Origin of the sequence: Micromonospora sp. M42, from assembly GCF_000568915.1 — a bacterium.
Classification (GTDB): domain Bacteria; phylum Actinomycetota; class Actinomycetes; order Mycobacteriales; family Micromonosporaceae; genus Micromonospora; species Micromonospora chalcea.
In genome coordinates this window covers 3505415-3525940 of sequence record NZ_KK037233.1, presented here as the reverse complement: position 1 = coordinate 3525940, position 20526 = coordinate 3505415, and the positions used below count along the sequence as shown (strand labels likewise).

The 20526-nt window shown below is 71.2% G+C and carries 23 protein-coding genes and 1 pseudogene; 13 read left to right on the top strand and 11 right to left on the bottom strand.

What is annotated here, in order from left to right; translation table 11 throughout:
• Nucleotides 1-246: pseudogene (locus MCBG_RS32535) on the bottom strand (biotin carboxylase N-terminal domain-containing protein); the annotation flags it as partial.
• Between the two features lie 132 nt (nt 247-378).
• On the opposite strand from MCBG_RS32535, the gene MCBG_RS15955 reads away from it, so the two are divergent.
• From MCBG_RS15955 to MCBG_RS15940, 4 genes are all read left to right on the top strand, one after another.
• Entirely contained in the window at nt 379-969 is a 591-nt protein-coding gene (locus MCBG_RS15955) for a PadR family transcriptional regulator (protein ID WP_043326691.1), read from the top strand.
• A 127-nt stretch (nt 970-1096) separates the two neighbouring features.
• Nucleotides 1097-2056: a daunorubicin resistance protein DrrA family ABC transporter ATP-binding protein gene (locus MCBG_RS15950; protein ID WP_043326688.1), complete on the top strand. Its 960-nt coding sequence runs from the start codon at nt 1097-1099 to the stop codon at nt 2054-2056.
• A 17-nt stretch (nt 2057-2073) separates the two neighbouring features.
• On the top strand, nt 2074-2829 hold the full coding sequence (locus MCBG_RS15945; protein ID WP_043326685.1) for an ABC transporter permease: 756 nt from the start codon (nt 2074-2076) through the stop codon (nt 2827-2829).
• A gap of 62 nt (nt 2830-2891) precedes the next feature.
• Nucleotides 2892-4295 carry an MFS transporter gene (locus tag MCBG_RS15940; RefSeq protein ID WP_043326683.1) on the top strand — a complete coding sequence of 468 codons (1404 nt, stop codon included), beginning with the start codon at nt 2892-2894 and terminating at the stop codon, nt 4293-4295.
• Between the two features lie 36 nt (nt 4296-4331).
• Here MCBG_RS15940 and MCBG_RS15935 read toward each other — a convergent pair whose 3' ends face one another.
• Genes MCBG_RS15935 through mycP form a run of 3 tightly spaced genes read right to left on the bottom strand, consistent with a single transcriptional unit; the run spans nt 4332 to nt 6771 of the window.
• A complete protein-coding gene (locus tag MCBG_RS15935; RefSeq protein ID WP_043326681.1) occupies nt 4332-4985 on the bottom strand; it encodes an O-methyltransferase in 654 nt (217 codons plus the stop codon).
• Nucleotides 4986-4994: 9 nt separating this feature from the next.
• A complete protein-coding gene (locus MCBG_RS15930; RefSeq protein WP_043326679.1) occupies nt 4995-5651 on the bottom strand; it encodes a Maf family protein in 657 nt (218 codons plus the stop codon).
• Between the two features lie 10 nt (nt 5652-5661).
• Entirely contained in the window at nt 5662-6771 is a 1110-nt protein-coding gene (mycP, locus tag MCBG_RS31810; protein WP_084789541.1) for a type VII secretion-associated serine protease mycosin, read from the bottom strand.
• 885 nt (nt 6772-7656) lie between these two features.
• On the opposite strand from mycP, the gene MCBG_RS35235 reads away from it, so the two are divergent.
• Nucleotides 7657-7827 carry a hypothetical protein gene (locus tag MCBG_RS35235; protein ID WP_181373755.1) on the top strand — a complete coding sequence of 57 codons (171 nt, stop codon included), beginning with the start codon at nt 7657-7659 and terminating at the stop codon, nt 7825-7827.
• A 292-nt stretch (nt 7828-8119) separates the two neighbouring features.
• Here MCBG_RS35235 and MCBG_RS15920 read toward each other — a convergent pair whose 3' ends face one another.
• Both MCBG_RS15920 and MCBG_RS15915 read right to left on the bottom strand, forming a co-directional pair.
• The gene (locus tag MCBG_RS15920) at nt 8120-8572 is read right to left on the bottom strand and encodes a hypothetical protein (RefSeq protein WP_043326674.1); all 453 of its coding nucleotides are present in this window, start codon (nt 8570-8572) and stop codon (nt 8120-8122) included.
• 100 nt (nt 8573-8672) lie between these two features.
• A complete protein-coding gene (locus tag MCBG_RS15915) occupies nt 8673-8885 on the bottom strand; it encodes an acyl-CoA carboxylase subunit epsilon (RefSeq protein WP_043326672.1) in 213 nt (70 codons plus the stop codon).
• A 91-nt stretch (nt 8886-8976) separates the two neighbouring features.
• Between MCBG_RS15915 and MCBG_RS15910 the strand changes: the two genes are divergently transcribed.
• Entirely contained in the window at nt 8977-10962 is a 1986-nt protein-coding gene (locus MCBG_RS15910) for a serine/threonine-protein kinase (protein ID WP_043326670.1), read from the top strand.
• An 87-nt stretch (nt 10963-11049) separates the two neighbouring features.
• Complete coding sequence (locus MCBG_RS15905; protein WP_043326669.1) at nt 11050-11256, top strand: hypothetical protein; 207 nt, start codon at nt 11050-11052, stop codon at nt 11254-11256.
• A gap of 66 nt (nt 11257-11322) precedes the next feature.
• Here MCBG_RS15905 and MCBG_RS15900 read toward each other — a convergent pair whose 3' ends face one another.
• Nucleotides 11323-12075 (bottom strand): GH25 family lysozyme, encoded by a 753-nt coding sequence (locus MCBG_RS15900; RefSeq protein WP_043326667.1) that lies wholly within the window; start codon nt 12073-12075, stop codon nt 11323-11325.
• 128 nt (nt 12076-12203) lie between these two features.
• Nucleotides 12204-12383, bottom strand: a complete 180-nt coding sequence (locus tag MCBG_RS31805) for a hypothetical protein (RefSeq protein ID WP_043326664.1) — start codon at nt 12381-12383, stop codon at nt 12204-12206.
• Between the two features lie 99 nt (nt 12384-12482).
• Between MCBG_RS31805 and MCBG_RS15890 the strand changes: the two genes are divergently transcribed.
• The 4 genes from MCBG_RS15890 to MCBG_RS15875 all read left to right on the top strand — a co-directional run bounded on the left by MCBG_RS15890 (nt 12483) and on the right by MCBG_RS15875 (nt 15687).
• Nucleotides 12483-13226: a M50 family metallopeptidase gene (locus tag MCBG_RS15890; RefSeq protein WP_043326662.1), complete on the top strand. Its 744-nt coding sequence runs from the start codon at nt 12483-12485 to the stop codon at nt 13224-13226.
• Nucleotides 13227-13275: 49 nt separating this feature from the next.
• Nucleotides 13276-14259, top strand: a complete 984-nt coding sequence (locus tag MCBG_RS15885) for a ketopantoate reductase family protein (protein WP_043326659.1) — start codon at nt 13276-13278, stop codon at nt 14257-14259.
• A gap of 62 nt (nt 14260-14321) precedes the next feature.
• Nucleotides 14322-14822 carry a SigE family RNA polymerase sigma factor gene (locus MCBG_RS15880; protein WP_043326656.1) on the top strand — a complete coding sequence of 167 codons (501 nt, stop codon included), beginning with the start codon at nt 14322-14324 and terminating at the stop codon, nt 14820-14822.
• The gene (locus MCBG_RS15875) at nt 14815-15687 is read left to right on the top strand and encodes a hypothetical protein (protein ID WP_043326653.1); all 873 of its coding nucleotides are present in this window, start codon (nt 14815-14817) and stop codon (nt 15685-15687) included. Before MCBG_RS15880 ends, MCBG_RS15875 begins: the two co-directional genes overlap by 8 nt.
• Nucleotides 15688-15730: 43 nt before the next feature.
• On the opposite strand, the gene MCBG_RS15870 is transcribed toward MCBG_RS15875, so the two are convergent.
• On the bottom strand, nt 15731-17314 hold the full coding sequence (locus tag MCBG_RS15870) for an acyl-CoA carboxylase subunit beta (protein WP_043326650.1): 1584 nt from the start codon (nt 17312-17314) through the stop codon (nt 15731-15733).
• 72 nt (nt 17315-17386) lie between these two features.
• Here MCBG_RS15870 and MCBG_RS15865 point away from each other — a divergent pair, with 72 nt between their 5' ends.
• Both MCBG_RS15865 and MCBG_RS15860 read left to right on the top strand, forming a co-directional pair.
• Nucleotides 17387-18259: a biotin--[acetyl-CoA-carboxylase] ligase gene (locus tag MCBG_RS15865; protein ID WP_043330645.1), complete on the top strand. Its 873-nt coding sequence runs from the start codon at nt 17387-17389 to the stop codon at nt 18257-18259.
• Between the two features lie 142 nt (nt 18260-18401).
• A complete protein-coding gene (locus MCBG_RS15860) occupies nt 18402-18971 on the top strand; it encodes a PH domain-containing protein (RefSeq protein WP_043326648.1) in 570 nt (189 codons plus the stop codon).
• 63 nt (nt 18972-19034) lie between these two features.
• On the opposite strand, the gene MCBG_RS15855 is transcribed toward MCBG_RS15860, so the two are convergent.
• Both MCBG_RS15855 and MCBG_RS15850 read right to left on the bottom strand, forming a co-directional pair.
• On the bottom strand, nt 19035-19727 hold the full coding sequence (locus MCBG_RS15855) for a GtrA family protein (protein WP_043326646.1): 693 nt from the start codon (nt 19725-19727) through the stop codon (nt 19035-19037).
• A 62-nt stretch (nt 19728-19789) separates the two neighbouring features.
• On the bottom strand, nt 19790-20326 hold the full coding sequence (locus MCBG_RS15850; protein ID WP_043330644.1) for a GtrA family protein: 537 nt from the start codon (nt 20324-20326) through the stop codon (nt 19790-19792).
• Nucleotides 20327-20526 lie beyond the last annotated feature (200 nt).

Sequence of the window (20526 nt, the reverse complement as noted above, 5' to 3'; positions counted from 1 at the left end):
CCGTAGCCGGGGTGCACCGCGGTCCGCGCCGGACCGGGCCGCGACGTCGATCAGCTTGTCGATGCGCAGGTAGCTGTCCGCGGCGGTGTCGCCGCCGAGCGCGTACGCCTCGTCGGCGAGCGTGGCGTGCAGGGCGTCCCGGTCGGAGTCCGCGTAGACGGCGACGCTCGCCAGGCCGGCGTCGCGACAGGCGCGAATGACGCGGACGGCGATCTCGCCGCGGTTGGCGATGAGAACCTTGCGCACCTTGAGGCTCCTCCCGGGAGGTCGTTGCCGGGAGTTTAGCGGCCTACCTGCGGAGCCTAACGATCGCTCAGTGTGGGATGCGGCACTGTAGTCAAATTTGCCTATTACGCTTGTCCGGTGTCGGCAACGAGGATGATGATTCTGGGCCTGGTCCGGTGGATGCAGCCGGTGCACGGCTACGACGTGCGCCGTGAGCTGCTGAGCTGGAGCGCGGACAAGTGGGCCAACGTGCAGCCCGGCTCGATCTACCACGCGCTGCGCAAACTCACCGACGAGGGCCTGCTGCGGACCGTCTCGGTCGAGCAGGTGGGCGCCCGCCCGGCCCGCACCACGTACGAGGTGACGGCGAAGGGGGAGGACGAGTTCGAGACGCTGCTGCGCGCGCAGTGGTGGCAGGTGCAGGAGCCGCCGGACCCGTTCGTGGCGGCGTTCTCCTTCCTGCCGGCGATGCCGCGCGAGGAGGCCGCGGCGGCGCTGCGCAACCGGGCGAACCTCCTTCGCGCCGGGGTCGAGTCGATGCGCGCCTCGCTCGACTCGGACTGGGTACGCACCCGCAAGCCGGTGCACGTCGGGTGGATGTTCGAGCTGTGGCTGGCCCGCGCCGAGGCGGAGACGGCGTGGTGCGAGCGGATCGCGGAGCGGATCGAGTCGGGAGTGTCGTACCTGCCGGATGGGATGGAGCGGGCCGAGGGCTGGTCGGGCTGGACCGACGGCTCCCGATGACACGACATAATCAACGTTGACCAAAGAAGCTATATCGCGTTAGCCTCGGCAGGAATCGCGGGGGATTCGTGCGTCCTCGCGGACGATCGGCGGCCGGTCAGGCCCGCCCGGACGACCAGGAGCAGAAATGATCGAGACCAGGGGGTTGCGGAAGTCGTACCGCTCCCGCGAGGGTCGCGAGACGAAGACCGTGGACGCCGTCCGCGGCGTCAACCTCGACGTCGCCGAGGGGGAGATCTTCGGCTTCCTCGGGCCCAACGGCGCCGGCAAGACCACCACGCTACGGATGCTCGCCACGCTCATCGAGCCGGACGGCGGCGAGGCCACCGTGGCCGGCGCCGACCTGCGCAAGGACCCGGCCGAGGTGCGCCGCCGGATCGGGTACGTGGCCCAGGGCGGCAGCACCTGGGACGAGTCGAGCGCCCGCGAGGAGCTGGTGCTCCAGGCCCGCCTCTACGGCATCAGCAAGGCCGAGGCGCACCGACGCGCCGAGCGCGCGCTCGAAGCCTTCCAGCTCACCGAGTACGCCGACCGCAAGTGCAAGACCTACTCCGGCGGCCAGCGCCGGCGGGTCGAGATCGCGCTCGGCATCATCCACGAGCCGAAGATCGTCTTCCTGGACGAGCCGACCACCGGCCTCGACCCGCAGAGCCGCGCGCACATGTGGGACGAGATCCGCCGGCTGCGTACCGAGGGGATGACCGTCTTCATCACCACGCACTACCTGGACGAGGCGGACGCGCTCTGCGACCGCATCGCGATCATGGATCACGGCGAGATCGTCGCCGAGGGCACGCCGGCCGAGCTGAAGCGGGAGATCTCCGGCGAGGTGGTGATCGTCGGACTGGACGCCCCGAGCACCCCGCGCGCCGCCGAACTGCTCGACACCGAGGCGTACGTGAGCAAGCTGGAGACCGTTGACGAGGGCGGCCTGCGCCTCTACGTCGACGAGGGCGCCACCGCCATCCCGCAGGTGCTGCGCCGCCTCGACCACGCCGGGCTGGACCTGCGCTCGATCGAGCTGCACCGGCCCAGCCTCGACGACGTCTTCCTCACCAAGACCGGCCGCTCGCTGCGCGAGTCCTGACCCCCGGAGAAGCTGTCATGAAACTCGCCCGCGACACCTGGCTGATCTTCCAGCGCCAGACGCAACTGCTGCTGCGCAACCCGGTGTGGATCTTCGTCGGCGTCTTCCAGCCGGTGATGTACCTGCTCCTGTTCGCCCCGCTGCTCAAGCCCGCGCTGAACGCCCCGACGCAGGCCGCCGCGTACAAGATCTTCGTGCCCGGTCTGCTCGTGCTGCTGGCCATCTTCGGCGGCCTGTTCCAGGGCTTCGGCCTGATCGCCGAGTTGCGCGCCGGCGTGATCGAACGCTCCCGGGTCACCCCGGTCAGCCGGCTCGCGCTGCTGCTCGGCCGGTCCCTGCGGGACGTGGTCTCGCTCATCGCGCAGGCGATCATCATCACGCTGCTGGCGCTCGCGTTCGACCTGCGCGTCTTCATCGGCAACCTGCTCCTGGCGTACCTGATGCTCGCCCTCATCGCGCTGATGACCTCGGCCGTCTCCTACGGCATCGCGCTCAAGGTCAAGAGCGAGGACGCGCTCGCCCCGCTCATGAACACCGTCGCGCAGCCGGTCCTGCTGCTCTCCGGCATCCTGCTGCCGCTCACCTTCGCCCCCGGCTGGCTCCAGGGCGTGGCCAAGTGGAACCCGTTCTCCTGGGCGGTCGAGGGCACGCGCGCGCTGTTCAACGGCGACCTCGGCAGCGACCGCGTCTGGCAGGGCCTCGGCATCATCGCGGTGCTCGCCGCTGCAGGCGTTTTCTGGGCCGCCCGCCAGTTCGCCCGCAGTGTCCGCTGACCAGGGGAGACGTACCTCTCAGGAGGCAGGGGGCACCGGCGCCACGCGCGTAGCGTGGGCCGGTGCCCCGCCTCACCCGTGACCGGATCACCTGGCTGACCTACGCCCAGCTCGGTCTCTGGGGCTTCTTCCTCTACGGATTCGGCCCGGTCGTACCGCTGCTCCGCGACGAACAGGGCACCAGCGCCGCCGTCGCCGGCCTGCACAGCACCGGCATCGCCGTCGGCGCGCTGGCCGGCGGAGCGCTGTTCGCCCCGATCGCCCGCCGCCTCGGCCGCGGCCCCGCCATCTGGCTCGGCCTCGCCGGCGTCGCCGCCGGCGTCACCGCGCTCGGCCTGCTCCGCCCGCTACCGGCCACGCTCGCCGCCGTCGCGGTCATCGCCACCTTCGGCATGATGATCGTCAGTGGCGTCAGCGTGGTGCTCACCGCCCGGCACGGACCCGCCGCCCCCGCCGCGCTCACCGAGGCCAACGCCGCGTGCGCCGGCATGGGCATCCTGGCGCCGCTGACCATCGGCGCCAGCGTCGACGCCGGCCTCGGCTGGCGACCGCTGATGGCCGTCGAGGTCGGGCTGATCACGCTTGTCGCGCTCGCGGCTCTGACCTTCCGGGTACGCGGGCCGAACCGCGCCCCCGCTGTCGCGGCTGCCGGCACACCGGTCGCCGTGGCCGCATCCACCCGGGTGCCCGCCGTCCCCACGTCCGGGGTGGCCGAGGCCACCGCGCCCGCTCCGGCAGTACCCGCCGTCGGCGCATCCGACGCCGCCGTGCCCGCTCCGGGCGCTCCCGTCACCGTGTCGTCCGGGGGTGCCGCGCCTGTGCCCGCTTCGGCCGTGCCCGCGCCGGGGTTGCCGGCGTCGGAGGCGCCCGCCTCCGGGGTGCGTGGGGCAGCGGGGCGGCTGCCGCGTGCGTACTGGATCGCCTGGGTTCTGATGTCCGTCACCGGGTCGATCGAGGTCTGCCTGTCGCTCTGGACCGCCGACGTGCTGCGGACCCACGCCGGGCTGAGCGCGGGCGGGGCGTCGGCGGCGGTGGCCGCGATCGTCTGCGGCATGTTCGCCGGCCGGATCGCCGGTGGCCGGGCCGCGCTGCGCTGGCCGCCGGTGCCGCTGCTGCTCGGCGCGCTCACCGTCTCGCTGGCCGGGTTCGCGCTGTTCTGGGGCAGTACGGTCGGCTGGCTCGCCGTCACCGGCCTGGTCGTGCTCGGCCTGGGCAACGCGCTGCACTACCCGCTGGCGATCTCCATCGCGCTCGCAGTCGCCGGTCCGGCCGCCGACAAGGCGGCGGGCTGGTCGGCGTACTCGATGGGTGTGGGTTTCGGGATCGCGCCGGTCGCGCTCGGGTGGGTGGCCGACGGCGCCGGCCCGCACCCGGCGTTCCTGCTGCTGCCCGCGTTCATCGCGGTGGCGGTGCTGCTGACGGTGCGGCTGGGGCGTGCCTTGCCCGCGCCGGTCCGCGCGACCTGATCGACTCCGTTTCGGCGAGGTTGTGTTCGGGCCGGCTCAGAGCACTCGGGCGAGCGTGACGCCGTCGGCGATCGGCAGCATGACCGCCTCGACGCGCACGTCCGCGATCACCGCGTCGTTGAAGGCGGCGATCGCCCGGTCGTCGGCGTTGCGCGGGGCGAGCACCCGGCCGTCGCGCAGCGTGTTGTCGACGGCGACCACCGCGCCGGGGCGCATGCGCGGCACCAGCTCGTCCCAGTAGACCGGGTAGCCGACCTTGTCCGCGTCGATGAACGCGAAGTCCAGGTAACGCTCGCGGGGCAGCTCGCGCAGCGTCTGGGCGGCCGGGCCGATGCGCAGCTCGATCCGGTCCTGCACACCGGCGCGCTCCCAGTAGCGCCGGGCCACGCCCGTGTACTCCTCGGAGATGTCGAAGCAGGTCAGCCGCCCGCCATCGGCGAGCCCCCGGGCGATCGCCAGCGAGGAGAGGCCGGTGAACGTGCCCACCTCGACCGCCTGCCGTACGCCGAGCAGCCGGGTCAGGAACGTCAGGAACGCCGCCTGCTCCGGCGCGACCTGCATCACCGCCTCGGCGGGCAGGGCCGCCCGGGTCTCCTCGGCCAGCTCCCGGACGATCTCGTCCGGCGCGGACCCGTGGGCCACCAGATAGGCGTGCAGTTCCGGGGTGAGCGGCAGAGGCTTCGTGGTCATGTCCGGACGTTAGCCGAGATGCTCGATCTCCTGGCCCCCGGGCGCGACCTTCGTCCACAGGTCGACGATGCTCAGCTCCACCTCGGCGAGCAGCCGGCGCAGCAACGGCAGGGACAACCCCACCACCGTGCCCGGGTCACCCTCGATCCCGGTCAGGAACGCGCCGCCCAGCCCGTCGATGGTGAACGCGCCGGCAACGGCCAGCGGCTCGCCCGTCGCCACGTACGCGGCGATCTCCTCGTCGCTGATGTCGGCGAAATGCACAGTGGTCGACGCGACGGCCTCGGCCCGCGACTCGTGCGTCACGTCGATCAGACTGTGCCCGGTGTGCAGGACACCGCTGCGCCCGCGCATCCGCTGCCACCGCCGGGTGGCGTCCGCCGCGTCATCAGGCTTGCCGAGGATCTCACCGTCGAAGGCCAGCACCGAGTCACAGCCGAGCACGAGAGTGCGCTCATCCGGCGACGGCCGCAGCCGATCGCGTACGGCCTGCGCCTTCAACCGGGCCAACTCCAGACACAGATCCTCGGCGCGCTCGCTGACCACCTGCGACTCGTCCACGCCGCTGACCAGCACGTCGGGCTCGATGCCAGCGGCCTGGAGCAACTTGCGGCGGGCGGGAGACTGCGAGGCGAGCACGAGGCGCACCGGTACGGAGGTCGACACCCCGCCGACGCTACCGGCTGACCCTCGGCGGCGGGTCGTCGGCACGTCGGCGCCGACGCCAGAACAGGTATCCGCCGCCCGCCGCCACCAGCACACCCAGGGTGGCGAGCCCGCGTACGGTCGCGCTGCTGTCGTCGCCCTTTTCCGGGGCTGCCTCCGCCGACGCCGGTGGCGTGACGTTCGAGGACTCGAAGCCGAGCGGGGGGACATCGGCGGTGAGCGCCGCTACCAGGTCGATGACGCCGTAGCCGTACTGGTCGTCGCGGCCTGGTGGTCCCTTGTCGACGGCGGTGGCGGTCAGCCGGTGGGCGACTTCCTGCGCGGGGAGGTTGGGGTACTTGGAGCGGATCAGGGCAGCAGCGCCGGCAACGATCGCCGTGGCATCTGAGGTACCGGTACCAAGCCGGTAGCCCCCATTGAGACCGGTGCTGTAGATGTCGACGGCCGGAGCGACTACGTCGATCTCCGGCCCAGCAACCGAGATTGCTGCATGGCGCCCCTCTCGGTCGACTCCGCCTACCGCGATAACACCTGGCTCGCGAGCTGGATAGCCGATGAGTGGAGATTCGGAGGTGTTGCCGGCTGCTGCAACGACAACAATGTTTGCGCTAAGCGCGTCCTTAACTGCCTGTTGTAGCTCGACGTCAGCCCCGGCTGTCAGTGACACGCTAATTACCTGTGCGTGTTTTTTGATTGCATATCGTATTGCCATTGCGAGGGTAGCGGATGTTCCGTCCTCATGGGCCGGAGACGTGTAGATCGGCAGTATCTTGGCGTTCGGGGCTATGCCCAAAGCGCCTTGGGTGCTTTGTCCGTTGGCCGCAATTAATCCGGCCATGCCAGTGCCGTGCCCGTCCCTATCTCCTTGGCCGTTTCCGGAGCCGCCCGGGATGATGTCGATTCCTGGCATCAAGCTTTGCGACAGGTCTGGATGCGGCGCCACTCCGCTGTCAGGAACTGCAACAACAACGCCCTCTCCGCGGCTGAGGGTGTGAGCCTTGGATGCCTGCAAGTACTTCAGATGCCACTGACTTGACTCCCCTCTGAGGGAGTTGCCGCCAATGTGGAAAGAGCTTGCCAATAGCAGAACGACAGCGGCAGCAGCTTGGAATGCTGACATATCTAGCGAGGAAGGCCGATTGCAGGGCCCGGGTCTATTGGCCCTTCATCTTCGGGTGCCTGCACGACGGGATCCACCCCCTCGTTGGTTCTCCATGGATTATCGGGGTCCCATTCGACTTCCCTGTCTGGCTTCCTGGGTGCCTTACCCAAGTTTCCCAAACTAGCTGATCCTGAAGTAGGACTGCCGCCGAGCGGATGAAGTCCTGTTGCGCTGAACTGCTGAGAATTCCGCCCCGCTCCTGGCCGGGAACCCGCTCCTCCAGTGGGTGCTGTCCCGGCTGCTCCGCCGCCAATGACGCCGCCCACGGGATTAACTCTGCGAGGACCGCCGCTCGTTGGCTGCGCCAAACCCGGCGGAATGTTGCCACCTATAAGGCCACCTAGCGGTGCTGAGCGCATAGGGCTGGCAGGTGAAACCGATCCAGATGCCGGATTTCCTTGCATCTGGTTGTAGTGAGGAAGGACTGGCCTTGCCGGATATTGTGCCGGAGGGGGTAGCACAGGGCTGCCGCCTGCGACCGATGGCGTGCTCGGCACGGTCGGAGGGCTTGGCAGGGTCGGAGATGTGGGCGGCGGATTCAGTGTGCTGCCCACTCCGCCCAGTATTGGACCCGTGCTGGGCGCTGGAACCAGGGGCGTTGTTTGGGTGGCCGTACGCGGCGGGTTCGTTCTAGCAACAGGGGTTGCCGGTAGTGGAACCGGAATGATCGGCGGGATCATGGGTGCAGCAACCTCTGTCCCGGGCCGCGTGGAGATCTCATCTACCTTCGGGACCGGTTTCGGTGGCGGTTGGCGAAGCATGACCTGGGCGTGCTGTAGCTCGCCGCTCAACCCCGTCATCAGCCCGCGCGCCCGTACGTTCAACTGCTCCAAGTCGTCGTCCGTGACCGGGGGCCGTTCCGGCAACCGGCTACCCGCCACCGCCTTCGGGTCGGCGATCGTCGCCTCGTACGCCCGCTTCTGCCGCAGCCTCTTCTCGTACTCCTCGTGCAGGGGTTGCAGCTCGGCCCGCGCGCTGCCGATGGCGCGGGTGGCGGCGGCGAGCGCGTCGTAGTTCGCGGCGGCGGCGTCGTGGGTGCGCTGCACGCGGTCGATGAGCTGGTCGAGTTCGGCGATGTACGCCCGCGCGGCGGCATTGGTCTCGGGTGGCCAGGCCTCGGCGAGGCCGCGCCGGTATTCCCGCAGCCGGCTGAGGTGGGTCAGCGCGAGGTCACAGACCTTGCGCCAACCGGCGACCTGCTTCCACTGGCCGGCGGTGTCCTGGTCCTGGAGGCACGCCCACATGCTGAGGACGTCCATCAGCCGCCAGTCGGTCAGCCCGGAGGTGCGTCCGCTGCCCCGTTCGATCACGGCAGGATCACCCGGCTCTGTTCGGGGGCGGTGGGGTCGGCCAGTGGCGGCAGCGGGCGGGCGACGGTGCTCGACGGCCCGGCGAGTGCCCGTTCGACGTCGGTGACCCGTGCGGAGGAGAACGCGTCGGCGTCGCCGTAGTGGTTGGCGATCCGGCCGGCGGCGTCGGCGAGCCGGCCGGTGGCGGGTGCCAGGTCCCACACGGCGCTGACCGCTGCCGTCTGGGTGTCGTGGTGGGCCTGGAGGAAATGGACCAGCTCGATGAAGGCGTCGGCCGGGTTCGGCACCGGGGCCTTCATGTCGTCGGCGATGTACGACAGCTGCGGCGAGTAGTTGCGCGTCACCTCGTCCTGGAGGCGGTCGGCGAACTCCCGCATCTGTCGGATGTCGGCCTCGATGCCGCCGTAGCCGCGCAGCCAGCCGGCTGGCTGGTTGTCCTCCGGGATCATCGGAGCCTCCTGCCCGTCACCACACGGTTTCCCTGAGTGAGGTTAGTGGCTCAACGTGGATCCCGGCAGCCCCGTCCGGCGCCGCGGGTGGAGCCAGACGTCAGCGGGGCAGGCCGGAGGCCCGCCACGCGCCGGCGCCGGCGACCGGGCCGGCGAGGGCGGGACGTTCGCTGCGCGCCCACTGCGACACGGGGGCCGGCGTGGCGGCCTGGGCCGGGCGGGTACGCACCATGATCGCGCCGACCAGAGCGGCCAGCTCCTCGGCGGTGGGCACGCCGCGGACGATCCGGAACAGCGGCTCTTCGGCAGACATGCCCCAAGGGTAACCGTCACGAATTCGACCTTCGCCGTACAGTGGCGTGCCGACGGTGTAGGCGTCGCAGCGGCCGGGTACGGTTTCTGCGATGTCGAACGCGCTCCCCCAACTCGTCGCCGACCGGTACCGGCTTATCACGCCGCTCGGTCAGGGCGGCATGGGCCGCGTCTGGAAGGCGCGGGACGAGGTGCTGCACCGGGACGTGGCCATCAAGGAACTGGTCCCGCCGCCCGGCCTCACCCCGGAGGAGCGCCGCGAGATGCGCGAGCGCTCGCTGCGGGAGGCGCGGGCGATCGCCCGGCTCAACAACGTCAACGTGGTCCGCATCTTCGACGTGCTGCGCACCGACGGCGATCCGTGGATCGTCATGGAGTACGTGGCGTCGAAGTCGTTGCAGGACACCATCGCCGAGGACGGTCCGGTCTCGTCGGCCAAGGCGGTCGAGATCGGCCTCGGCGTGCTGAACGCGCTGAAGGCCGCGCACAAGGCGGGCATCATGCACCGCGACGTCAAGCCGGGCAACGTGCTGCTCGGCGAGGACGGCCGCGTGGTGCTCACCGACTTCGGCCTGGCCACGATCCCCGGCGACCCGAACGTGACGCGCACCGGCATGGTGCTCGGTTCGCCCGCGTACATCTCGCCGGAGCGTGCGCGGGACGGCACGGCCGGGCCGGAGGCCGACCTCTGGTCGCTCGGCGCCACGCTCTACGCGGCGGTCGAGGGCAAGTCGCCGTACGCGCGTCCGTCGGCGATCGCCACGCTGGCGGCGCTCGCCACCGAGCCGCTGCCGCCGCCGCGCAACGCCGGGCCGCTCAAGCCGGTGCTCCAGGGCCTGCTGCGCAAGGACCCGGACGAGCGGATCACCGCCGAGGTGGCGGAGCGCATGCTGCGCAAGGCCGCCGGTCGCCGGGCCAAGGGCATTTCACTGCTGGACGGCGTACGCCGGCCGGGGCCGAACGGTCCACGCGTGCCGCGCCCGCCGCTGGTGCCGGCGCCGCGCCCGGCCGACCAGGCCGAGCGCGCGGCGACCTCGGTCTCCGGGGCCGCCACCGGGGGTACGGCCGCGGCCGTCGACCCGACAGCGAAGGTGGCGGCGCCCACCTCGGACGCCGGCCCGACGGCGAAGGTGGCTCCGCCGGCCGCCGATCCGACCACCAAGCTCGACCCGGCGCCGTCGACCGACGAGACCCGGGTGGACGACGAGGCCCCTGTCGACGGCGTCGACCCGGCGCTGGACGAGACGCGGCTCGACGGCGAGCCGGTCACCGACGCCCCGGCGCCGGTCAGCCCGGCCGTGACCGGCTCCGCACCGGTCAGCCCGGCTCCGGTGCAGGAGGCGCAGTCGACCGGCCGGGCCACGGTGCTGCCGGTCGAGAAGTCCGCGCCCAACCGGCGCAACCTGCTGATCGGCGCGCTGGTACTGCTGCTGCTCGTCGGTCTGGTGGTGGCCGTGCCGCTGCTGAACAACGGTGACGACGGCGACGGCGGTCAGCCGACGGCCGGCACCTCCGCGTCGGCGGCGCCGCCGCCCGCGGCGAGCGAGAGCGCGTCCCCGAGCGCCCCGGCGACCAGTGCGTCGGCCAGCCCCACGCCGTCGGCCAGCCCGTCGGCGTCCGGGGCCGCGTTGCCGGCCGGCTGGCGTCTCTACACCGGCCCGAACGGCTTCAAGGTGCCGATCCCGAACGGTTTCGAGGCGCGGGTCCGCAGCGACAACGTCGTGCTCTATGAGGTCGGTGGCGCTCGGCGGGTGCTGTTCATCCAGTGGACGCCGAACCCGAAGAAGGACGCGTACGCGGACTGGAAGAGCCAGGAGTCGAGCCGGCGCAACTTCGTGCGCAACTACAAACTGGTCGGCATCACCAAGTGCGACCCCTACTTCCGCACCTGCGCCGACTGGGACTGGCTGGAGACGCGCAACGGCGACACCCGCTTCCACGTCCGCAACCGTGGTGTGGCGACCGCCAGCAACCGGGGCTTCGCGCTGCGCTGGGAGGTCCCGGCGAAGGACTGGGACGCCAACCTGGCGAACTGGGAGATCATCACCAAGGGCTTCGTGCCGGACCGTCAGAACTGACCGGGAATCCCGCCGGTCACGAAACTCGCTCGCATGGCTTTCCGTCCTCGGGGGTATGAATCCTCCGACGACGGAAGGAGGCGCGACATGGGTTACCGACGCAGGGACACCGGCCCGCGGCTGGCACTGTGGATGCTCGTTGCGCTCGGCGACGTCGTGCTGCTCCTGATCGCCGCCGGCCTGTCCGCGCCGGTCGCGGTCCTCGGTGTGCTGACCCTCACGATCGCGGGTGTGGCGGCGTGGCGCTGGATGCGCCGGACGCCCGTGCCGGCCTCCGCGCGCCGCAGAGCCTGAGCCACGTACGACGCGACAGTGGGACCGCCTCGCACGGAGGCGGTCCCACTGTCGTAAGCCGGTGGATCAGGTGTTGTTGGCCAGGGCGATCAGCCGGCTGCGGTCGCCGTTCCAGTAGTTGCGGTCCACGTTGCCGCTGATGCCGGAGACGGAGCCGGTGCTCGTGTACTGCCAGAAGCTGTAGAACGGAGCACCGGCCGGCAGGGTGCCGGGCGAGCTGGCCCAGCGGGCGATCCACAGCGGGTGGTTGGCCCACGGGCCGCTCCAGCTGCCGGTGCACTGGTTCCACCAGCTCGTCGTGGTGTAGATGACCGCGTACCGGCCGGTGCGGGAGCGGTAGGTGTTGAGGAAGTCCTGGACCCAGTTGCGCATGCCGGTGGTGCTCAGGCCGTAGCAGTAGCCGCCGCTGTACGGGTTGCCCTCCAGGTCCAGCGCGGCGGGCAGCGTACGGCTGTCGGCCGACCAGGCGCCGCCGTTGCTGGCCAGGTAGTTGGCCTGGGTGGAACCGGCGGAGATGTTCGGCCGGGCGAAGTGGTAGGCCCCGCGGATCACCCCGGCGTTGTACGCGTTGACGTAGTTCGCGTTGAAGTTCGGGTCCTTGTAGCTCGTGCCCTCGGTGGCCTTGATGAAGGCGAACTGGATGCCCGCGTTGCGCACGCTGGTCCAGTTGATGCTGCCCTGGTAACGGGAGACGTCGATCCCGGGCGTGGTCGCGGCGGCGGCCGGTCCGGCGGTCGCCACGAGGGCCACGGCCGCAGTGGCGGCGGCGGCCAGGCCGGCAGCGAGGAGCCGGCGTACGGAGAGTCTGGTACGGGCCATGGTTGCCTCCAGAGGGACGTCCATCTATTGACGCCCATCTTTGGAGCTTAGTGCCCTAGATCGCAATAGGGAGCAAGGAAATTTTCATCGACGCCCATCGTTCGCCCAGGTGGCGCGTCGTTTGCGGATCAGCGGAGCGCGCTCGGGTCCATCGCCCAGCGGAACGGCTCGGTGACACTGAGCGTCTCACCCGCCTTGGCCACCGCGTCCTCGACGTAGTGCGCGCCGTCGAGCCGGTGCAGCCGCAGCGAGTGGCTGTCGCCGTCCTGCTCGTGCGAGCTGTAGGGCTCCAAGCGAGCTGCGCTCACCGACCTCACCTCCGCTCCGGCGCCTCGTCCGATCAGTCTCACACTCTATGAGACTCGGCCGGTCGAACGACACGGCTCGGGCCGGTAGGCTCCCCGCCCATGCCCCTGATCGACGGCCTCACCACGCTCTGGGACACGCTGATGAGCGCCCAGCCGGACCCGCCGCCGCTGCTGGTGGTGCTCACCGCCGTGGTCGCGCTCGCCGTGGTCGCCACCCGGCTGCCGTGGCGGATCGCCCGGAACGCGGTCACCATCGCGCACGAGGGCGGCCACGCGCTCGTCGCGCTGCTCACCGGCCGCCGGCTGCACGGCATCCGGCTGCACTCGGACACCTCCGGGCTGACGCTCTCCGCCGGCCGCCCCACCGGGCCGGGGATGATCCTCACGCTGCTCGCCGGGTACGTCGCGCCGTCGCTGCTCGGCCTCGGCGGCGCGTGGCTGCTGGCCGGGAACCGGATCACGTTGCTGCTGTGGCTGGCGGTGGCGCTGCTGCTCGCCATGCTGGTGATGATCCGCAACCTGTTCGGCGTGCTCTCGCTGCTTGTCACCGGCGGCGTGGTGCTCGCCGTCTCCTGGTACACCTCGCCCGAGGTGCAGGCCGCGTTCGCCTGGACGTCGGTCTGGTTCCTGCTGCTCGGCGGCGTACGACCGGTGTTCGAGCTGCACCGGCAACGCGCCCGGGGCCGGATGCCGCAGTCCGACGCCGACCAGCTCGCCCGACTCACGCCGTTCCCGGCGCTGTTCTGGGTGGGCGTGTTCCTGCTGGTCAGCGTCGGGGCGCTGGTGGTCGGCGCGCTGCTGCTGGCCGGCCCGATCCTGGCCGACGCGGGGCTCACCGCCTGACAAGCGGCGTATCCGGCGGGCGAGGCCACATAGGGGCAGAATCGGACCCGTGCGATACGTGATCATCGGAGCGGGCGCGGTCGGCGGCACCATCGGCGTACTCCTGGCCGACGCCGGCCACGACGTGACGCTCGTGGCCCGCGGCGCGCATCTGGACGCGCTGCGGGAGCGGGGTCTGACGCTGCGCACGCCGGAGCGGGAGGTCACCGGCCGGCTGCCGGCGGTGGCCGGGCCGGACGGCCCGCCCCTGCCGGCCGACACCGTGCTGGTGCTCACCGTGAAGTCGCAGGACACCGTGGCGGCGCTGACGGCGTGGGCGGACGCGCCGGTCGAGGGCGGCGGAACGGCGGGCGAACGGCTGCCGGTCGTGCTGGCCCAGAACGGCGTGGCGAACGAGCCGGCCGCGCTGCGGCGCTTCGCCCGCGTACACCCGGTGTGCGTGTGGCTGCCCGCCACCCACCTGGAACCGGGCCTGGTGGTCGCCAACGGGCATCCGCACCCGGGCATGCTGCACATCGGCCGCTACCCGAGCGGCGCCGACGACACCAGCCGGGCGGTCGCCGCCGACCTGACCTCCGCCGGGTTCGTCGCGCCGGTGCGCGACGACGTGATGCGCTGGAAGTACGGCAAGCTGCTCGCCAACCTCGGCAACGGCCTCCAGGCGCTGCTCGGCCGGGACGTGCCCGAGGCCCTGTCGAAGCGGGTACGCGCCGAGGGCGAGGCGGCGCTCGCCGCCGCTGGCATCGCGCACACCACAGTCGAGGAGGAGGCCGCCGAGCGCGGTGACCTGGTGTCGCACCGGCCCGTCGGCGGCGAGGAGCGCTCCGGCGGTTCCACCTGGCAGAGCCTGGCCCGGGGCGCGGGCTCGGTCGAGACCGACCACCTCAACGGCGAGATCGTGCTGCTCGGGCGCCTGCACGGCGTACCCACCCCGGCCAACGCGGCGGTGCAGACCGCCGTCCGCCGGGCCGTCCGCGACCGGATCCCGGCCGGCGGCTTCCCGCTCGGCGAACTCGAGAAAATGATCGGCTGAGCGGGCAACCGCACCAGGCACGCCAGGCGTGTCCCCTGCGACCGTCACTCGGGAGGTAGCAGGTGCCGGACGTCGACGGATTCGACGAGTTCTACCGGGGCAGCCGACAGCGGCTGCTCGGCTTCGTCTACGTGCTCACCGGCGACCTCGCCGAGGCGCAGGACGCCGTGCAGGAGGCGTACATCCGGGCCTGGCAGCGGTGGTCCACAGTGCGCGGATACGACGACCCGGAGGCATGGGTGCGGGTGGTGGCGAGCCGGATCGCGGTGAGCCGCTGGCGCAGCCTGCGCAGCCGGGCGCGCGCCTATCTGCGCCATGGCGCCGAGGAGAGCATGCCGGCGCCGAGCACCGACACGGTCGAGGTGGTGGCCGCGTTGCGGCGGCTGCCCGAGGAGCAACGCGTCGCTCTCGCGCTGTACTACCTGCTCGGCATGCCGGTCGCCGAGGTGGCCCGGGAGACCGAGGCCCCGGTCGGCACCGTCAAGGCCCGGCTGTCCCGGGGCCGAGCCGCCCTGGCCGAACTGCTCGCGGTAGTGGATCTGGAGGAGCCCGCCGATGCGTGACGACGACCTGGCGTTCATCGACGTGATGCAGCGGGACCTGCGCAACGTCCGCTGGGCGGAACCGGCCGAGCTGCGGGCACGTGCCCGGCGCCGCAGCCGCCGCACGGTGGCCGCCGCGGCGGTGGCGGTGCTCGCACTCACCTCCGGGGCCGCGTTCGTGGCCTCCGGGCGTGCCGCCTCACCAGCGCGGGCCCCGGTCGCCGCCAATCCGTCGGCGACACCGTGGAGCGCCACGGAGGTGCCCGCCGAGGCGCTGCTGCAACCGTCCGACGTGCGGCCGGCCGGCACCACGCCGTGGAACGACTCCGGCCTCGACGAGGAGATCCAGCTGGACAAGATGCTGGAGGTCTGCCGGCAGGAGCAGGGCCTGCGGACGGAGTGGGTGAAGTCCCGCTACTCGCGGTCGGTGACCCTTCTGCGGAAGCGGCCGGGCGCCGGTGACCAGTCGGCCCCGCAGGCGGTGGTCTTGCAGGATGTGCACCGGCTGGCGCCGCGGGACGGCGAGCGGCTCTTCGACGAGCTGCCCGCGCTGCTCGCGCCCTGCCGCACGTGGCGGTTCACCGGTCCGGTGGAGTTGAAGGGCAAGCGGGTCCAGGCGGAGGTCGTCCACTCCTGGCAGACGGTCGACAGCGGCTTCGCCGGCGACGAGTCGGTGCTCGTGCGGCACGCCGTCGGGCAGGGCCGACGGCTGGACACCGGGGCGCGGCTCGGTGACGGGACCCCGCCGAAGGAGCAGGTGGTGGTGCGGGTCGGTGACCTCGTCACGGTGCTGAGCACCGGACCGGGCGGCGACGAGGTGACACTGCGGGACCTGGCCCGGGTCGCGGCCGAGCGGCTGTGCCGCGCCACGAACCCGGGCTGCTGACGCCGGTGCCCCCGCCACCGAGGCGGCGGGGGCACCCGACGTACTACAGCGGGATGTTGCCGTGCTTCTTCGGCGGCAGCGTCTCGCGCTTGGTCCGCAGCACCCGCAGCGCCCGCACGATCTGCACGCGCGTCTCGTGCGGCGGGATCACGCCGTCCACGTAGCCGCGCTCGGCGGCGATGTACGGGTTGGCGAGCGTGTCCTCGTACTCGGCGATCTTCTCGGCCCGGACCGCGGCCGGGTCCTCGGCGTTCGCCAGCTCCGAGCGGTAGAGGATGTTCACCGCGCCCTGCGCGCCCATCACCGCGATCTGCGCGGTCGGCCAGGCGAAGTTCAGGTCGGCGCCCAGGTGCTTGGAGCCCATCACGTCGTACGCGCCGCCGTACGCCTTGCGGGTGATGACTGTGACCTTCGGGACGGTGGCCTCGGCGTACGCGTAGATGAGCTTCGCGCCGCGCCGGATGATGCCGTCCCACTCCTGGCCGGTGCCGGGCAGGAAGCCGGGCACGTCCACGAAGGTGAGCACCGGGATGTTGAACGCGTCGCAGGTGCGCACGAACCGGGCCGCCTTCTCCGACGCGGCGATGTCGAGCGTGCCGGCGAACTGCATCGGCTGGTTCGCCACCACGCCCACCGGGCGCCCCTCGACGCGACCGAAACCGACCACCATGTTCTGCGCGTACAGCGGCTGCACCTCGAGGAACTCGCCGTCGTCGAGCACGTGCTCGATGACCCGGTGCATGTCGTACGGCTGGTTGGCCGAGTCCGGGATCAGCGTGTCCAGCTCCCGGTCCTCATCCGTGACGTCGAGGATCGCGGGCGCGTCGAACACCGGCGGCTCGTCCAGGTTGTTCGACGGCAGGTACGACAGCAGCGCCTTGACGTACTCGATCGCGTCCTCCTCGTCGGTGCCGAGGTAGTGCGCGTTGCCGCTGCGGGTGTTGTGGGTACGGGCGCCGCCCAGCTCCTCCATGCCGACGTCCTCGCCGGTGACCGTCTTGATCACGTCGGGGCCGGTGATGAACATGTGCGAGGTCTGGTCGACCATGACGGTGAAGTCGGTGACCGCCGGGGAGTAGACGGCGCCGCCCGCGCACGGGCCCATGATCAGCGAGATCTGCGGGATGACGCCGCTGGCCCGCACGTTGCGGAAGAAGATCTCGCCGTAGAGCCCGAGGGACGTGACGCCCTCCTGGATCCGCGCGCCGCCGGAGTCGTTGATGCCGACGACCGGGCACCCGATCTTCATCGCGAGGTCCATCAGCTTGACGATCTTCTCGCCGAAGACCTCGCCGAGGGAGCCGCCGAAGACGGTGAAGTCCTGCGAGAAGACGCAGACCTGCCGGCCGTCCACGGTGCCGTAGCCGGTCACCACGCCGTCCCCGTACGGGCGGGTCTTCTCCAGCCCGAAGTTGGTCGAGCGGTGCCGGGCGAACTCGTCCAGCTCGACGAACGATCCCTCGTCGAGGAGCATCTCGATCCGCTCGCGGGCGGTCTTCTTGCCCCGCGCGTGCTGCTTCTCGACCGCGCGTGCCGACCCGGCGTGCACCGCCTCGTCGAGCCGTCGCTCCAGGTCCGCCAGCTTGCCGGCGGTCGTGTGGATGTTGAACCCGGTCTCGGTAGTCACCCGTGGAATATAACGATGGTTCAGGTGTCTGAGGCTGTGCAGTACGCCTCATCCGGGCCGTAGGCTGGCGTGATGCCCGGCTCGCCGTACACGGATCTGGACCGACCGCCGCTCTCCGCGGCCCGGCTGCGGCGCGCGCTGGTCGCGCCGAACGGGCCCTGGCGACGCTTGGAGTTGCTGGCCGAGACCGGCTCGACGAACGCCGACACGGTGGCCGCGGCGCGGGGCGGCGAGCCGGAGGGCCTGGTGGTGGTCGCCGAGCGGCAGACCTCCGGCCGGGGCCGTCGGGGCCGTGTCTGGCAGTCGCCGCCGCGCGCCGGTCTCGCCACGAGCGTGCTGCTGCGGCCCGGCGAGGCGGTCCCCGAGCGCGGCTGGGCGCCGGTGCCGGTCACCGGGTACGGGTGGCTGCCGCTGCTCGCCGGTGTCGCGCTGGTCGAGGCGGTACGCCTGCTGGCCGAGCTGGACGCGCGGCTGAAGTGGCCCAACGACCTGCTGGTGGACGGCGCGAAGTGCGCCGGCGTGCTGGCCGAGGCGGTGCCGGGGGAGAACGACAGGCCGCCCGCGATCGTGGTCGGTGTGGGGCTGAACGTGACGCTGCGCGCCGACGAGCTGCCGGAGAACCCTACCGGGCTGCCCGCCACCTCGCTCCAGCTCGCCGGCGCCACCGCCACCGACCGGGACCCGCTGCTGCGGGCGCTGCTGCGCTCGCTCGCCGACTGGTACGAGCGCTGGCGTGACGCCGGAGGTGATGCGGAGGCCAGTGGGCTGCGCGAGGCGTACCTGGCCGGGTGCGCCACCATCGGTCGCCAGGTTCGGGTGTTGCTGCCCGACGGCAGCGAGGCGCACGGCACCGCGACCGGGGTGGACGCCGACGGGCAGCTCCTGGTGGAGACGAATGCCGAGACGCTGCGGCTGGCCGCGGGAGACGTGCTGCACCTGCGGTGAAAGGAAGGGCCCCCTCTTAACGCCTCCGGTAGAGGAAGGGCCCCCTCTTAACAACCACGGGCAGCCGCCCGCGCGGCCGATGCCGACGGGATACGCCGACCGGTTACGGTCAGCGCGTCCTGTTCTGCGAGGAGGTTCCCCCGTGGCGTTCCCCGAAGACGTGCTCACCGAGGACGAGCACGTCGTGTTGCACCTGCACCCGCACTGGAAGGCCCTGATCCGGCCGGTCCTGGTGCTCGTGCTCGCCGTCGCGGCGGTCGTCGCCGGCTGGATTCTGCTGCCCGACGGCAGCGGCGGCACCATCGCGCTCTACGCCCTCGCGGTGGTCGCCCTGGCGCTGGTGCTGTGGCTGGCTCTGTGGCCGTTCCTGGTCTGGCGCACCACGCACTACCTGTTCACAAACGAGCGCGTCCTGCTCCAGCAGGGGGTGCTGTCGCGCAACCGGCGGGACCTGCCGTTGACCCGGATCAACGACCACGCCATGAACCAGCGCTTCGTGGAGCGGCTGCTCGGCTGCGGCACGCTGACCATCGAGTCGGCGGGTGAGCGCGGCCAGTCGGTGCTGCACGACGTGCCGGGCGTGGACCGGGTGCAGACGAAGCTGTACGAGCTGGTCGAGGCGCACCACGACAAGCACAGCCTGGGCGACGACGAGATGCGCGAGATCCTCGCCGACATGGCCGAGGGCAAGTCCCTGCGCGACCAGCCCTGACCGCGCCGCCGACCGAAGAGGGCCGGCACCCCCGGAAGCGGAGGTGCCGGCCCTCTTCGTCGGTCAGCGGCGCGCGCGGCGGGGCTGGAGTTCGGCGGCGAATTCGGCGTCCAGGTCGGCGCCGAGCGCGCCGCCGAGCCCGGCGTCAGCAGGTGCCGGACGGCCCCGGGGCGGCGCGTAGTCGGGTCGCCCGGCGCCCGGGGGAGGTTCCTCCTCCTCCAGCTCGCTCACCGACTCGGCCAGCTCGGCCACCGGGTCCATCTCGGCGACGTTGTCCCACTCGTCACGCGGCACCGAGTGCCAGGTCTCCTCGGCGTGCTTGGGCACCGGCTGGAAGACGAACGTGCGGTAGGACCAGAAGCGGAACAGCGTCGCCAGCAGGACACCGATGGTCTTGGCGACGTTCAGCGCCAGCAGTCCGTGTACGCCGAGGCCGTACTTGGCCAGGGCCAGGACGCCGAGTTCGATGACCAGGCCGGCGCCGTTGAAAAGGAAGAACAGGACGTATTCCCGCCGGAGTGCCGATTTCGGCCGATCCCGGTACGTCCAGTGACGATTCATCAGATACGACGTGATCGTGGCGACAATCGTCGCGATCACAGTCGCTTTCAGCTGACCGTCGCGGAAAACCGTGAGTGCCAGGGCATTGAACACCGCGTAATTGATGACGGTGTTGATGCCGCCGACGATGCCGAATTTGAGCGCCTCGTGGATGAACTTCTGCCAGCGCTCGGGCAGCAGACGGACTCCAGGCATGCGGAACACCTTAGGCAGTGGGCTGGGCCGGCTCGGCCCGGCGGGTCGGGATGGGCGGTTCGTCACGCCCCGGACTCTCGGTCGTGGCTCGTTGCCGGAACGGGTGGTGTTCCCGCGTCGACGAAGACGAACCGTCGGTACGACCAGAACCGGAAGAGCGTCCCGAGGCCGGTGCCGACGATGAAGCTGGCGATGTTGTCGGCCAGTGGGGTCTGGAACACCGCCGGCCAGACCGCGCCCAGCCCGTAGTGGCTGACCGCGAGACTTGCCACCGCGATACCGAGACCGACCGCGTTGAAGAAGAAGAACAGCGCGTACTCCCGGGCCGGGTTGGAGCGCTGCCGGTGCCGCCAGGTCCAGAACCGGTTGCCGAGGAAGGCGACGGTCGCCGCGATCACCGTGGAGATGGTCTTCGCGGCGAGCGGCGGCATGTCACGGCCACTGGACAGGAAGTTGAAGAGGACGAAGTCGACCACGAAGGCGAAGCCGCCGACGGTGGCGAACTTGCTCAACTCGTGGATCAGGTGACCGAAACGGTCGAGTAGTGCTCCGATCGGACCCCGACGGGTCTGCGGAGCCCCCGGTTGGTCCCCGGTCATCGTCGCGGCCACCCGCCGAGAGTACCGGTTGTGGGGTACACGGGCGGACCGCAACGGCGAGTCGGCCACGACGGCTTCGTCGTGGCCCTCGCGGCCGGGCCGCCCGGGTCGGGGATCTGTCGCCCGTTCTCGATGTCCGTGAGCAGAGGGTAACCCGCTGTGTGAATCTGTGGAGCCCATCACGGAATCGTCTTTCACGA

Excerpts from the sequence above, each read along its gene's own strand:
- MCBG_RS15955 (WP_043326691.1), top strand. The coding sequence starts at position 379 with ATGATGATTCTGGGCCTGGTCCGGTGGATGCAGCCGGTGCACGGCTAC.
- MCBG_RS15950 (WP_043326688.1), top strand. The coding sequence starts at position 1,097 with ATGATCGAGACCAGGGGGTTGCGGAAGTCGTACCGCTCCCGCGAGGGT.
- MCBG_RS15945 (WP_043326685.1), top strand. The coding sequence starts at position 2,074 with ATGAAACTCGCCCGCGACACCTGGCTGATCTTCCAGCGCCAGACGCAA.
- MCBG_RS15935 (WP_043326681.1), bottom strand. The coding sequence starts at position 4,985 with ATGACCACGAAGCCTCTGCCGCTCACCCCGGAACTGCACGCCTATCTG.
- mycP (WP_084789541.1), bottom strand. The coding sequence starts at position 6,771 with ATGTCAGCATTCCAAGCTGCTGCCGCTGTCGTTCTGCTATTGGCAAGC.
- MCBG_RS15920 (WP_043326674.1), bottom strand. The coding sequence starts at position 8,572 with ATGATCCCGGAGGACAACCAGCCAGCCGGCTGGCTGCGCGGCTACGGC.
- MCBG_RS15915 (WP_043326672.1), bottom strand. The coding sequence starts at position 8,885 with ATGTCTGCCGAAGAGCCGCTGTTCCGGATCGTCCGCGGCGTGCCCACC.
- MCBG_RS15910 (WP_043326670.1), top strand. The coding sequence starts at position 8,977 with ATGTCGAACGCGCTCCCCCAACTCGTCGCCGACCGGTACCGGCTTATC.
- MCBG_RS15905 (WP_043326669.1), top strand. The coding sequence starts at position 11,050 with ATGGGTTACCGACGCAGGGACACCGGCCCGCGGCTGGCACTGTGGATG.
- MCBG_RS15900 (WP_043326667.1), bottom strand. The coding sequence starts at position 12,075 with ATGGCCCGTACCAGACTCTCCGTACGCCGGCTCCTCGCTGCCGGCCTG.
- MCBG_RS15890 (WP_043326662.1), top strand. The coding sequence starts at position 12,483 with ATGCCCCTGATCGACGGCCTCACCACGCTCTGGGACACGCTGATGAGC.
- MCBG_RS15875 (WP_043326653.1), top strand. The coding sequence starts at position 14,815 with ATGCGTGACGACGACCTGGCGTTCATCGACGTGATGCAGCGGGACCTG.
- MCBG_RS15865 (WP_043330645.1), top strand. The coding sequence starts at position 17,387 with ATGCCCGGCTCGCCGTACACGGATCTGGACCGACCGCCGCTCTCCGCG.
- MCBG_RS15855 (WP_043326646.1), bottom strand. The coding sequence starts at position 19,727 with ATGCCTGGAGTCCGTCTGCTGCCCGAGCGCTGGCAGAAGTTCATCCAC.
- MCBG_RS15850 (WP_043330644.1), bottom strand. The coding sequence starts at position 20,326 with ATGACCGGGGACCAACCGGGGGCTCCGCAGACCCGTCGGGGTCCGATC.